Raw genomic sequence first — 13,111 nt, 5'->3', positions numbered from 1 at the left:
ATAATGAAAGAGCTAATTATAGCTTTTGGACTTTTTCTTTTTATAGAAGGAATTTTATATGCCTTATTTCCATCAAAAATGAAAAGTATGTTAAAAAAAATGGAGATGATAAAAGATTCACAATTAAGAAGTGGTGGGTTAATTTTTGCAGTTATCGGTTTTATAATTATTTGGTATATAAAAAGTTAAAATGAACAGAATTAAAAAATTATTTATTATATTTTTTGCAATAAGTTTTGCATCACAAGTATTAGCAAAAGACGCACCAGCATCATTTGCGGATCTGGCAGAAAAATTAATGCCATCTGTTGTAAATATTTCTACAACGACAACAATTACTACAAATTCAAATCCATTTCCTGGTTTTCAGTTTCCCCCAGGATCACCTTTTGAAGATATGTTTAAAGAATTTGGAACACCTCAAACAAGGAAGTCTGCTGCACTTGGTTCAGGATTTATAATAGAAGAGAGTGGAATTGTAATCACTAACAATCATGTTATTCAAAATGCAGAAGATATTTTAGTTCGAGTTGATGGTGATAAAGAGTATAAAGCAACGGTTGTTGGTGCTGATCCCTTATCTGATATTGCAGTCCTTCAAATAGACTCAAAAGAAAAATTTACACCAGTTAAATTTGGAAATTCTGATCAAGCGAGAATTGGTGATTGGGTTATCGCAATCGGCAATCCCTTTGGCTTAGGAGGAACGGTTACTGCAGGAATAATATCAGCAAGAAATAGATCAATCGGACTGTCTCGTTATGAAGATTACATTCAAACTGATGCATCAATAAACTCAGGAAACTCAGGCGGACCTTTATTTGATATGAATGGTGATGTAATTGGAATTAACACAGCAATTTTGGGTAAAGGTGGCTCTATTGGGATAGGTTTTTCGATACCATCGAACGATGCAAAAAGAGTTGTAAATCAATTAATAGAATTTGGTGAAACTAAAAGAGGATGGCTAGGTGTTAGAATTCAGGTAGTTTCTGAAGAAATTGCTGAAGTTGAAAAATTAGATGAACCTAGAGGAGCATTAGTTGCTAGTGTTGCAGAAAATAGCCCATCTGACAAAGCAGGAATTAAAGCAGGAGACATTATATTAGAGTTTAATAATACTAAAATTAAAGAGATGAAAGAATTGCCAATAATTGTTGCGCAAACAGAAGTTGGTAAAACTGTAGATGTTAAAATCTGGAGAAATAAAAGAGAGATTACTAAAAAAATTAAACTAGGAAGGCTTGAAACTTCAGAGGATTTTAAAGTAGAAAAAAAAGAAACCAAAGAAGAAACACCTGAAATTTCTGAAATTAAATCTTTAAAAATAATTGTAAGACCATTGAATGATGAAGATATTGAGCAAAGAAAATTACCCAATCAAACAACAGGTTTAGTTATAACAAATATTGGAAAAAATAGCCCAATAGATTATTTAAATGTTGGAGATGTTATTGTTGAAGCTCAAAAGAAAAAAATAAAATCTACTAAAGATCTTGAAGATATTGTAGGCACTGTTTTAAAATCTAATCAAAAAACTATTTTGATTGTAATTTACAATAATCAAAACCAAAGAAGATATATTGGTGTTAAGCTAGATTAATAATGGACAAACAGTCCAAAATTATCTTAATTTCAGGACCGACTGCATCAGGTAAATCAAATTTTGGTGTTAAGATTGCAAAAAAAATTGAAGGAGAAATCATCAATGCTGACAGTATGCAGGTTTACAAAAAATTAAAAATATTAACTGCAAGACCCAACAAGCAAGAACAAAAAAATATTAAACATCATCTATATGGATTTGTTGATTTAAATGAAAAATTTTCAACTGGACAATGGTTAGAACTAACAATTAAAAAAATTAAAAATATTCAAAAAAAGAAAAAAATTCCAATTTTAGTTGGTGGAACAGGTCTATATTTTCAATCATTAATCAATGGACTAGTTAAAATTCCAGAGATACCTCTTAAGTTTAGAAATAAAGTTAGACTAATGTCTAAAAAAGAAGGACAAAAAAAATTTTATAAAAAACTTTTAAAACTTGATCCTAAAATCAAAGACAAATTTGATCCAAATGATACTCAAAGATCCATAAGAGCTTATGAGATTAAATCTTATACAAATATATCTATGTATGATTGGTTAGCTAAGACTAAATCTGAATTTAATGATAGTGACTTTTTAAAACTACATATTGATACAAAAAGAGAAAAGCTTGTTGAAAAAATTAGTTTAAGAACTTCTAGCATGCTAAATAATGGAGCCATTTCTGAAGTTAAAAAATTTCTTAAACTAAAAATTAAAAAAGATCAGAGTGTAAACAAGGTAATTGGGATTGCCGAATTGACACAGTATCTAAATGATGAAATTACCTTGGATGAAGCAGAAGAGTTAATATCAATTAAAACAAGACAATACGCTAAAAGACAAGCGACTTGGGCAAGAACTAGGATGACATCGTGGATTAAAATTGATCCAATCAAATTAGATGGTTATATAAAAAAATTAAAAAAATCTTCTCTTAAACTTGACCAATTAACATAAAGTCCGATAGATTGCCTGGATGCCAAAATTATATTCAGGAGCAGAGATAGTATTCAAGTGTCTTGAAGACCAAAAAGTTGAACATATTTTTGGATATCCAGGTGGAGCAGTTCTTCCTATCTATGATGAACTAAAAAACCATCCAACTATAAAACATATTTTAGTTAGGCATGAACAAGGAGCGGGTCATGCTGCAGAAGGTTATGCAAGATCAACTGGAAAACCAGGTGTTGTATTGGTTACTTCAGGACCAGGTGCAACAAATGTTGTAACTGCATTAACCGATGCATATATGGATTCAGTTCCTCTAGTTTGTATTTCAGGACAAGTACCTACACACTTAATTGGAACAGATGCTTTTCAAGAATGCGATACTACAGGAATTACAAGACCTTGCACCAAACACAACTGGTTAGTTAAAGATATAAATGATTTACCAAGAATTATGCATGAAGCCTTTGAGGTTGCAACAACAGGAAGACCAGGACCAGTATTAGTTGATATTCCAAAAGATATTCAATTTGCAAAAACAAAATACTCAAAACAAAATAAAGATAAAAAAGTTGTTACTAAAAATTTAAATAGATTTAATCAAAAAGACATAGATCAACTTATTGATTTAATGAGTAAGTCTAAAAAACCAATATTTTATACTGGTGGTGGAGTAATTAACTCAGGACCCAAAGCAAGCGAATTGTTAAGAGAACTAGTTTCTTTAACAGGGTTTCCTATAACCTCAACTTTACAAGGCCTAGGTGCTTATCCTGGAAATGATAATCAATTTTTAGGAATGCTTGGAATGCACGGAACTTATGAAGCTAATAATGCAATGCATGACTGTGACTTATTAATTAATATTGGTGCAAGGTTTGATGATAGGATCACAGGAAAAATAGATGAATTCTCTCCGAAATCAAAAAAGGTTCACATTGATATAGATCCATCCTCAATCAATAAGATAGTTAAAGTTGATTTATCAATAGTTGGTGATGTATCGGATGTAATCAGTTCAACGACCAAGACATTAAAAAAGAAAAAATTAAATCTAGAAAAATCTAATAAACAAAAAATTTCAAACTGGTGGTTACAAATTGAAAAATGGCGGACTAAACAATCTTTAAGTTTTGTGAACAGCGATACAATTATTAAACCTCAGTATGCAGTTCAACGATTGTACGAATTAACAAAAAACAGTGACACTTATATTACAACTGAAGTCGGACAGCATCAAATGTGGGCAGCACAGCATTATAAATTTGATAAACCTAATAGATGGATGACATCTGGGGGTCTTGGAACTATGGGTTATGGATTACCAGCAGCTATTGGTGTTCAGGTAGCTCATCCAAAAAAACTAGTGGTAGATATAGCAGGTGAAGCCTCAATTCTTATGAATATGCAGGAGATATCAACAGCAGTTCAGTATAATTTGCCAATAAAGATATTTATTTTAAATAACCAATATATGGGAATGGTTAGACAGTGGCAGGAGCTACTACACGAAAAAAATTATTCTGAAAGTTATTCAAAAGCTCTACCAGATTTTGTTAAATTAGCAGAAGCTTATGGATGTGTTGGTATTAGAGCAAAAGATCCAAGTGAATTGGATGAAAAAATTGAAGAAATGATTAACACAGATAGACCTGTTATTTTTGACTGTCTTGTAGATCAAGGAGAGAATTGTTTTCCAATGATCCCATCTGGAAAACCTCACAACCAAATGCTTTTAGGTCCAAAGGATCAGGATGCAAATAAAATTACAGGAAAAGGAAAAGCGTTAGTTTAAATGGTAAAATCTAAATCCGCATATAGCACACCGAGTAAATCTGGAAAAATTGATACACACATTATTGTTGTATGGGTTGATAACGAAGCAAGTGTTTTATCAAGAGTGGTAGGGCTATTTTCAGGTAGAGGATATAATATTGAATCTTTAGCAGTTGCTGAAATTGACCACAAAAAAAATCTTTCTAGAATTACTATTGTCACAACAGGGACACCACAAGTTATAGAACAAATTGTATTGCAGCTTAAAAAATTAGTTCCAGTGCATAATGTTGTTAATTTTAAAAGAGAAGATAAAAAAGTGATATTTAAAGAAATGGCACTATTAAAAATTGTTGCAAATTCTATCAAAATTAAGAAAGCTTTAAATGCTTGTAAAAAGTATAATCCAGTTATATTAGATCAGACAAATAAATCTGCTGTAATTCAAATAACAGCTTTAAGAAGAGAAATAGATAGTATGATAAAGAATTTAAAACCACTTGGTCTTGTCAGTGCCTCAAGAACGGGAGCGGTAGCAATGACCAGAGGTGCAGAAATTTTAAATTAATTACCAATAGGAGAAAAAAAATGAAAATGTTTTATGAAAAAGATGCAGATGTAGATTTAATTAAAAGTAAAAAAATAGCAATTTTTGGTTATGGAAGCCAAGGTCATGCACATGCACTAAATTTAAAAGATAGTGGAGCCAAAGAAGTTGTTGTAGCGCTTAGAGATGGGTCAGCAAGTAAAGCAAAAGCTGAGTCAAAAGGATTAAGAGTTATGAATATGTCAGATGCTGCTGAATGGGCAGAAGTTGCAATGATCTTAACACCTGATGAATTGCAAGCTTCAATTTATAAAAATCATATTGAGCAAAGAATCAAACAAGGAACAAGTTTAGCTTTCGCTCATGGGTTAAATATTCATTACAAGCTGATTGATGCTAGAAAAGATTTAGATGTATTTATGGTTGCTCCAAAAGGACCAGGTCACTTGGTTAGAAGTGAGTTTGAAAGAGGTGGTGGAGTTCCATGTTTATTTGCAGTTCATCAAGATGGAACAGGTAAAGCAAGAGACCTTGCATTATCATATGCCTCAGCAATAGGTGGGGGAAAATCTGGTATTATTGAAACTACCTTTAAAGATGAGTGTGAAACAGATTTATTTGGTGAACAATCAGTTTTATGTGGTGGATTAGTTGAGCTTATTAAAAATGGCTTTGAAACCCTAACTGAAGCTGGTTATGAACCAGAAATGGCATACTTTGAATGTCTACATGAAGTAAAGTTGATAGTAGACTTAATTTACGAAGGTGGAATTGCTAATATGAATTACTCAATTTCCAATACAGCAGAGTATGGAGAGTATGTATCTGGTAAAAAGGTTGTTGATAGTGAGAGCAAGAAAAGAATGAAGGAAGTTCTAGCTGATATTCAATCTGGTAAGTTCACAAAAGACTGGATGAAAGAGTGTGAAGGCGGCCAAAAGAACTTTTTAAAAATGAGAAAAGATCTTGCGGATCATCCAATTGAAAAGGTTGGTGCTGAACTTAGAGCCATGATGCCTTGGATTGGTAAGAAAAAATTAATAGATAGTGATAAGAGTTAATTTTTACTAAAAACCTCAATCGATCATAAATTATAGCCAAAATATAACATTTATTTTGCAATCTCTATTATAGATTGTATTATAGATTTTCTAAAATTATTGGTTATGAGCGACAAAGATAAAATTTTTATATTTGATACTACGATGCGAGATGGTGAGCAGTCACCTGGTGCATCAATGAGTATTGAAGAAAAAATTCAAATTGCTAGAATTTTTGATGAATTAGGCATAGATGTAATTGAAGCTGGTTTTCCAATTGCATCCCCTGGTGACTTTGAGGCTGTAACTGCAATAAGTAAAATTCTAAAAAATTCTATTCCATGTGGATTATCAAGAGCTAGCAAAAAGGATATAGATGCATGTCATGAAGCATTAAAAGCTTCCCCAAGATTTAGAATTCATACTTTTATTTCCACAAGTCCATTACACATGAAACACAAATTAAATAAAACTCCAGAACAAGTTTTGGATGCAATAAAAGAAAGTGTAACTTATGCAAGAAATTTAACAGATGATGTTGAGTGGTCTTGTGAAGATGGAACTAGAACAGACATGGATTTTATGTGTAAGATAGTTGAGACAGCAATCAGCAGTGGAGCCAAAACAATAAATATTCCTGACACTGTTGGTTATACAATTCCATCAGAATTTACTAAAATTATCACAACTTTAAAAAACAAAGTTCCAAATATAGATAAAGCAATTTTATCCGTTCACTGTCATAACGATTTAGGATTAGCAGTTGCAAATTCACTTGCAGGGGTTGCAGCAGGAGCAAGACAAGTAGAGTGCACTATAAATGGTATTGGTGAGAGAGCAGGTAATGCTGCACTTGAAGAAATTGTAATGGCGATAAGAACAAGAAATGATTTAATGCCTTTTACAACAGGAATTAAAACTGAATTATTAAGTAAAGCTTCAAAAGTTGTCTCTAATGCAACGTTTCCAGTTCAATTTAATAAGGCAATTGTTGGAAAAAATGCTTTTGCTCATGAAGCAGGTATTCATCAAGATGGAATGCTTAAAAATAGAGAAACTTATGAAATTATGACACCAGAGAGTGTGGGGGTTAAGAAAACTTCACTAGTAATGGGTAAACATTCGGGGCGACATGCTTTTAAAGAAAAGTTAAATGATCTTGGTTATGCAGATGTAACTGATGACGTAATCCAATCTGCTTTTGGTAAATTTAAAGTTTTAGCTGACAAGAAAAAACATGTTTATGATGATGATATTATGGCCTTAGTTGATGATAGTTTAATTTCAGACAATAAAATTAATGCAATAAATTTAAAGTCTTTAAAAGTTTTTGCAGGAACAGGTGAGCCTCAAAAAGCAGAAATGACACTTGACGTTTATGGAGAAGTAAAATCAACATCAGAAACAGGTGATGGTCCTGTAGATGCTATTTTTAAATGTATAAAAGTTTTATATCCACACGACGTTAAATTACAACTTTATCAAGTACATGCAGTTACTGAGGGAACAGACGCTCAAGCTACAGTAAGTGTTAGAATTGAAGAAGAAGGCAAAACTACAGTTGGACAAGCTGCTGATACTGACACATTAGTAGCGTCAGCTAATGCTTATTTAAGTGCTTTAAATAAAATGATTATTAAAAGAAAAAAAACTGTTCCAATGGAGCATGAAACTCAAAAAGTGAAAGGTATATAATTAAGATGGCTAATTGGTTTAAAAATTTAAGTAGTATTTGGAGTCAAGATATGGCGATTGATCTTGGAACTGCTAACACACTTGTTGTTTTAAAAGGGCAAGGAGTAGTTTTAAATGAACCCTCTGTAGTAGCCATTGCTGATAATAATGGAAAAAAAACTGTATTAGCTGTAGGTGACGAAGCAAAAACGATGCTTGGAAGAACACCTGGCAACATTAGTGCTATTAGACCTTTGAGAGATGGAGTGATTGCAGACTTTATAGTTACCGAGGAAATGATTAAACATTTTATAAAAAAAGTTCACAAAAATAAAACTTTTGCAAACCCAAGAATTTTAATTTGCGTTCCAACAGGGTCAACACCAGTTGAAAGAAAAGCCATTCAAGATAGTGCGTTAGCAGCAGGCGCGAGAAGAGTACAATTAATTGAGGAACCTATCGCTGCAGCAATTGGTGCAGGTCTACCAATCTCAGAAGCAACTGGATCAATGGTTGTTGATATTGGTGGAGGTACTACAGAGATAGCCGTTATGTCACTAGGTGGTCTTGTTTATTCTAAATCTTTAAGAGTTGCTGGAGATGCAATGGATACAGCATTAGTTAATTATATGAGAAAAGAATACAATTTAATGATTGGAGATAGTACTGCTGAAAAAATAAAAAAAGAAATTGGTACAGCTATACCATCGAACAGCAATACTTATGCTGTTAAAGGTAGAGATTTAAGATCAGGAACACCTAAAGAAGTAAATATTACTGAAGAAGATACAGCAGAAGCTTTAAATGATATTTTAAAAGAAATGGTGAATGGGATAAAAGATGCTCTGGAAAATACTCCTCCTGAATTATCAGCTGATTTAGTGGATATGGGTTTAACTTTAACAGGCGGTGGAGCTTTATTAAAAAATATTGATAAAAGATTCTCAAAAGAAACTGGATTACCAGTTTTTATAGCAGATGATCCTTTAGCATGTGTTGCAATTGGGACAGGAAAAGCGCTAGATCAAGAAGAAACATTCTCTACTATGTTATCTGAGTATTAGAAATAATGGAAACAAGCAGAGATGATTTTGTAATTGCATTAAGATCTGCTTTTTTAAAAAAAGGAACACAGCAAAGATTCTCATTATTAAGTTTAATATTTTTTTCTATATTTTTTTTAATTTTGGGCAGTTTTAATTTTAAAATTATAAACTATGTAAAAATAGGCATTAAGGAAGTAGTTTATAGATCGTCTTTTATAGTTTCTGTGCCAGAAAATTTATTAAAAGATAGTTATCTTACAATCCAAAATCATAAAAAACTTTATAAGGAAAATGAAAAAATTAAGTCTGAACTAGAGATTTTAAAAGCCAAAGATTTATTAAATGAATTTATAATTTCAGAAAACCAAAGATTAAAAAATATTGTTGATGATCATTTGGTTAAATCAGACACTATAATTGCTAAAGTTTTAAGTGATAAAAGTAGTCCTTACTTAAGATCAATCATCATTAACAAAGGCAGTAAACATAAAGTAAACCTTGGAATGGTTGTAATAGATGGTGAATATCTTGTTGGAAAAATTGTTGAGGTTAACTATTCATCATCTAGGGTATTATTACTTTCAGATTTGAATAGTAAAATTCCAGTCATAGTAGAACCGAACACAGTAATTTCTATACTTTCAGGGACGGGTAAAGATTATGGGGTAATTCAGTATAGCAAAAAATATGAGGATATCAAAAATGAGTCTGTTATTTACACTTCTGGAGCAGGCAGCTTATTCAAGGCTGGAATACCTATAGGAAGAATGAATATTAATAACTTGAGTGATGAAAAAAAAGTAGATTTTTTTTCAGATTTTTCTCAATTAAAATTTGTAAAAGTTGTTTCATTTAAAAAAAGTGAGAACAAATGACAGGGTTAAGAAATAAAAATTTTATTAGAATAATATTATTAAAAGTACCCGTAATTTTACTTTTTGTATCTGTTTTAAATGATTATGATTTTAATTATTCAGGTTTAAAATATTTTTCATTTAATTTTTCATATATTTTAATTTTTTACTACAGTCTAAAAAAAACTGAAAGTTTAGGATATACTTATATTTTTATTGCAGGTTTGTTTAACGATGTTGTGATAGGAACTCCAATTGGATTAAGCAGCTTAATGTATCTAATACTTTGTGTAGCAGCATCCTATCTTAGAAATATCACTTTAAGACCAAGTTTACTAAAAGATGGTATATTTTTTCTTTTAACAATTTTAATTATAAATTCATTATTGTTTTTATCTTTAAAATTTATTTTTAATTATGAGTTAAATTATTTTGACCAAATAATAAATATGGTATTCACTTTTTTGTTTTATTTTTTATTTTCAAATTTATTTAATTTTTTTGAAAATTATGTAGTGAGAAATAATAATGCTGGGTGAAGATTTTGGTGTAAAAAAAGTTCAAACCATTAATAGAAGAATGTTTATTATTAGTGCTGCTAAGATTATTGTATTTACTGGAATAATTACTCGATTATTTTCATTACAAATTACAGAGAATAAAAAATATTTAACTCTATCTGACAAAAATAGATTACGTGAATGGAAATTACCTCCAATTAGAGGTGAGTTTTTAGATTATTTTGAAAATGTTATTGCTGGTAATTTAAAAGTATATCAACTTCATGTTATTCCTGAAGAAGTAGAAGATTTTAAATATTTGATGGTAAGGTTAAAAGAAATTTTAAATATTAGTAATAATGATTTTAAAAAAATAATAGACCAAAAAAATAAACAAAAACCTTGGGAAACTATAATCATTTCTAAAAATTTAACATGGGAGCAGTTTACAAAAGTTAATTATTACTTGCACGATTTAGTAGGAGCCAAACCAGTTCTATCTGTATCACGAAACTATCCCTTTAGTGAAAGTTATACACATGTCTTGGGCTATGTTAGTGAAGCGAGTGAAAAAGATATTCTAAATAATGAAATTATAAGAAGTACACATGTACCAGGTCTCAAAGTGGGAAAAAATGGTTTAGAAAAAACTTTTGAAGATGAATTAATTGGTACGAATGGTATCCAAAGGTATGAAGTTAATGCCTATGGAAAAAGAATTAGCCAACTTGATCATACCGATGGATTAAATGGCAAAACAATTAAACTCACTGTAGATACAGAAATTCAAAAGTTTTGTAATGAGCTTTTAAAAGGTGTAGCTGGCTCAATAAGTATAATGGATATTTATACGGGTGATATAATTGCTATGCAGTCATCACCATCATTTGACCCTAATTTATTTCTTTTTGGAATTAATCAAGATGACTGGCAGTTAATTAGAAACAATCCATTAAAACCATTAGTTAATAAAACTTTATCTGGTTTGTATTCACCAGGCTCAACATTCAAACCAATGGTAGCTTTATCAGCACTAGAAAATAAAATTATTGATGAAAATTTCAAAGTTAACTGTACAGGAAAAATTGAAATGTATGGACAAACTTATCATTGCTGGAAAAAAAGAGGACATGGCATTGTAGATTTAAAGAGCGCAATGAAGCAGTCTTGTGATACATATTTTTATGAGATTGCGAGAAAACTTGGTGTAGATCGATTAAAAGAAACATCTATAAAATTTGGCCTTGGTGAAAAAGTTTTAAATGAAACATTTAGTATTGAGAAAAAAGGGTTAATTCCTGACACCAAATGGAAAAAAAATAATTTAGGAAAAGGTTGGGTTATAGGTGAAACATTAATCACAGGTATTGGACAAGGCTATACTCAAACAACACCTCTACAATTATGTCAAATGACAGCTCAGCTTGCAAATGGAGGATTTAAGATTTATCCAAAAATAATAGTAGAAGAAGATAGTAAAACTGCAGAAGAAATTAGATTCATAATGAATGAAAACAAAAAACAATTAAATAAAAAAGACAGTGGATTAAAAGATACAACAGAAGAACTTTTAGGGTTTTTAGATAAAAAGGAACATGAAACCTTATTTAAAAATTCTAAAAATATAAACTTAGTTCGTGAAGCGATGTTTGCATCTACAAATGAGGTCAGAGGGACTTCTTATAATTCACGTATCGAAGATCCCAAATACCAATTTGCTGGAAAGACAGGAACATCACAGGTTAAAAGAATAACTGAAGCTGCAAGAGAACTTGATTTAAGTACCTCTGAAATTCCATATAATGAGAGGGATCACGCTTTATATATAGCGTTTGGTCCATATAAGAATCCAAGATACGCATTAAGTATTGTTATAGAGCATGGTGGATCAGGTAGTTCAGCTGCTGCACCGATTGCAAAAAAACTGTTTAAATTAATTATAGATAGACATGAGCTAAGAGAGAAACAAACTAAACAAAATGATTTAAAAATATAAATGCAATACAATTCATTTAATACACAACCCACTTTTTTTCAAAAATTAAGAAATTTTGATTACATTTTGTTAATTTGTATTTTATTGCTTGGGTTAATTAGTGCTTTGTCCATGTACTCAACCGATGGGGGGCAAATCTTATTTCATAGCAAAAGTCATATTTCAAAATTTTTAATTTTTTTCACAATAATGATTTTTATGTCATTTTTTAATATTAAATTTTGGCATTACTTTGCTTACTTTTTTTATATTGTAGTTTTATTTTTTCTAGTCTGGGCTTCCTTGTATGGCATTAAAGCTTCAGGATCACAAAGATGGATCAATTTATATTTTATTAATTTACAGCCATCTGAATTAATGAAAATTGCAATAATAGTATGCCTTGCTAAATATTATCACCGTATACAATTGAATAAAGTTAATAGTTTTCAAGTTATGTTTGTTGCTTTGGTAATTTTAATTTTACCAATCATGCTTGTTATTACTCAACCTGATTTGGGAACTTCAATTTTAATTGCTTTAAGTGGATTAGTTGTCATTTGGCTTGCAGGAATTAATATTAAATATTTTGTTTATTCTTTTATAGCTTTATTAATTTCAATGCCTTTTGCTATTGCTTTTTTACAGCCTTATCAAAAGCTTAGAATTTTGACTTTTCTTAATCCAGATAGGGATCCTCTAGGTGCAGGTTACCAAATTATTCAATCTAAAATAGCAGTTGGATCAGGAGGTTTAACTGGCAAAGGTTTTTTAAAAGGCACTCAAAGTTATTTAGAATTTTTACCGGAAAAACATACAGATTTCATTTTCACTTTATTTGCTGAGGAACATGGTTTTTTAGGTTCCCTAATTTTATTGTTAATTTATATAATCATTATTTATAGAGTATTAAGAATTGGTGCAATCTCGAGGAGTTATTTCGCTAAACTTTTTTGCTACGGCTATGGGTCTGCAATATTTTTTTATGTAACAGTAAATATGTCAATGGTTTTAGGTTTACTGCCTATCGTTGGATCTCCCCTGCCAATTATGTCATATGGAGGGTCTTCAATGCTTGCAACCATGATTGGATTTGCAATTGTTATGAGTGCTAAAATTAATCATAAACAGCTAATAGCGTAAGTATTTTAATGTTTTACT

The 13,111-nt window shown here is 30.7% G+C and carries 12 protein-coding genes; all 12 read left to right on the top strand.

Annotated elements, in window-relative coordinates; all coding sequences use genetic code 11:
- Nucleotides 1-3: 3 nt before the first annotated feature.
- The 12 genes from AC5SLY_RS04850 to rodA all read left to right on the top strand — a co-directional run bounded on the left by AC5SLY_RS04850 (nt 4) and on the right by rodA (nt 13,093).
- Nucleotides 4-189 carry a DUF2065 domain-containing protein gene (locus AC5SLY_RS04850; protein WP_006997904.1) on the top strand — a complete coding sequence of 62 codons (186 nt, stop codon included), beginning with the start codon at nt 4-6 and terminating at the stop codon, nt 187-189.
- Between the two features lies 1 nt (nt 190).
- Nucleotides 191-1,603: a Do family serine endopeptidase gene (locus tag AC5SLY_RS04845; RefSeq protein WP_494598638.1), complete on the top strand. Its 1,413-nt coding sequence runs from the start codon at nt 191-193 to the stop codon at nt 1,601-1,603.
- Nucleotides 1,604-1,605: 2 nt separating this feature from the next.
- Nucleotides 1,606-2,547, top strand: coding sequence for a tRNA (adenosine(37)-N6)-dimethylallyltransferase MiaA (gene miaA / locus AC5SLY_RS04840; RefSeq protein ID WP_494598637.1), 942 nt, complete (start codon nt 1,606-1,608; stop codon nt 2,545-2,547).
- A 19-nt stretch (nt 2,548-2,566) separates the two neighbouring features.
- Nucleotides 2,567-4,333 carry an acetolactate synthase 3 large subunit gene (locus AC5SLY_RS04835; RefSeq protein ID WP_006997907.1) on the top strand — a complete coding sequence of 589 codons (1,767 nt, stop codon included), beginning with the start codon at nt 2,567-2,569 and terminating at the stop codon, nt 4,331-4,333.
- Nucleotides 4,334-4,882 carry an acetolactate synthase small subunit gene (gene ilvN / locus AC5SLY_RS04830; RefSeq protein WP_006997908.1) on the top strand — a complete coding sequence of 183 codons (549 nt, stop codon included), beginning with the start codon at nt 4,334-4,336 and terminating at the stop codon, nt 4,880-4,882.
- A 20-nt stretch (nt 4,883-4,902) separates the two neighbouring features.
- Nucleotides 4,903-5,922 (top strand): ketol-acid reductoisomerase, encoded by a 1,020-nt coding sequence (gene ilvC, locus AC5SLY_RS04825; RefSeq protein WP_006997909.1) that lies wholly within the window; start codon nt 4,903-4,905, stop codon nt 5,920-5,922.
- 105 nt (nt 5,923-6,027) lie between these two features.
- The gene (locus AC5SLY_RS04820) at nt 6,028-7,596 is read left to right on the top strand and encodes a 2-isopropylmalate synthase (RefSeq protein ID WP_494598636.1); all 1,569 of its coding nucleotides are present in this window, start codon (nt 6,028-6,030) and stop codon (nt 7,594-7,596) included.
- Between the two features lie 5 nt (nt 7,597-7,601).
- Complete coding sequence (locus tag AC5SLY_RS04815; protein ID WP_271565112.1) at nt 7,602-8,639, top strand: rod shape-determining protein; 1,038 nt, start codon at nt 7,602-7,604, stop codon at nt 8,637-8,639.
- Between the two features lie 5 nt (nt 8,640-8,644).
- The gene (gene mreC, locus AC5SLY_RS04810; RefSeq protein ID WP_041185801.1) at nt 8,645-9,496 is read left to right on the top strand and encodes a rod shape-determining protein MreC; all 852 of its coding nucleotides are present in this window, start codon (nt 8,645-8,647) and stop codon (nt 9,494-9,496) included.
- On the top strand, nt 9,493-10,014 hold the full coding sequence (locus tag AC5SLY_RS04805) for a hypothetical protein (protein WP_011282344.1): 522 nt from the start codon (nt 9,493-9,495) through the stop codon (nt 10,012-10,014). Before mreC ends, AC5SLY_RS04805 begins: the two co-directional genes overlap by 4 nt.
- Nucleotides 10,004-11,971, top strand: coding sequence for a penicillin-binding protein 2 (gene mrdA / locus AC5SLY_RS04800; protein WP_494598635.1), 1,968 nt, complete (start codon nt 10,004-10,006; stop codon nt 11,969-11,971). Before AC5SLY_RS04805 ends, mrdA begins: the two co-directional genes overlap by 11 nt.
- The gene (gene rodA / locus AC5SLY_RS04795) at nt 11,972-13,093 is read left to right on the top strand and encodes a rod shape-determining protein RodA (protein WP_494598634.1); all 1,122 of its coding nucleotides are present in this window, start codon (nt 11,972-11,974) and stop codon (nt 13,091-13,093) included.
- Nucleotides 13,094-13,111 lie beyond the last annotated feature (18 nt).

The sequence above is a fragment of the Candidatus Pelagibacter sp. PS_23 genome, from assembly GCF_059417905.1.
This window is presented reverse-complemented; position numbering and strand designations above follow the sequence as displayed.

Coding starts and splice junctions, on each gene's coding strand:
- AC5SLY_RS04820 (WP_494598636.1), top strand. CDS start 6,028: ATGAGCGACAAAGATAAAATTTTTATATTTGATACTACGATGCGAGAT.
- mrdA (WP_494598635.1), top strand. CDS start 10,004: ATGCTGGGTGAAGATTTTGGTGTAAAAAAAGTTCAAACCATTAATAGA.
- AC5SLY_RS04850 (WP_006997904.1), top strand. CDS start 4: ATGAAAGAGCTAATTATAGCTTTTGGACTTTTTCTTTTTATAGAAGGA.
- ilvC (WP_006997909.1), top strand. CDS start 4,903: ATGAAAATGTTTTATGAAAAAGATGCAGATGTAGATTTAATTAAAAGT.
- AC5SLY_RS04805 (WP_011282344.1), top strand. CDS start 9,493: ATGACAGGGTTAAGAAATAAAAATTTTATTAGAATAATATTATTAAAA.
- mreC (WP_041185801.1), top strand. CDS start 8,645: ATGGAAACAAGCAGAGATGATTTTGTAATTGCATTAAGATCTGCTTTT.
- rodA (WP_494598634.1), top strand. CDS start 11,972: ATGCAATACAATTCATTTAATACACAACCCACTTTTTTTCAAAAATTA.
- AC5SLY_RS04835 (WP_006997907.1), top strand. CDS start 2,567: ATGCCAAAATTATATTCAGGAGCAGAGATAGTATTCAAGTGTCTTGAA.
- AC5SLY_RS04815 (WP_271565112.1), top strand. CDS start 7,602: ATGGCTAATTGGTTTAAAAATTTAAGTAGTATTTGGAGTCAAGATATG.
- miaA (WP_494598637.1), top strand. CDS start 1,606: ATGGACAAACAGTCCAAAATTATCTTAATTTCAGGACCGACTGCATCA.
- AC5SLY_RS04845 (WP_494598638.1), top strand. CDS start 191: ATGAACAGAATTAAAAAATTATTTATTATATTTTTTGCAATAAGTTTT.
- ilvN (WP_006997908.1), top strand. CDS start 4,334: ATGGTAAAATCTAAATCCGCATATAGCACACCGAGTAAATCTGGAAAA.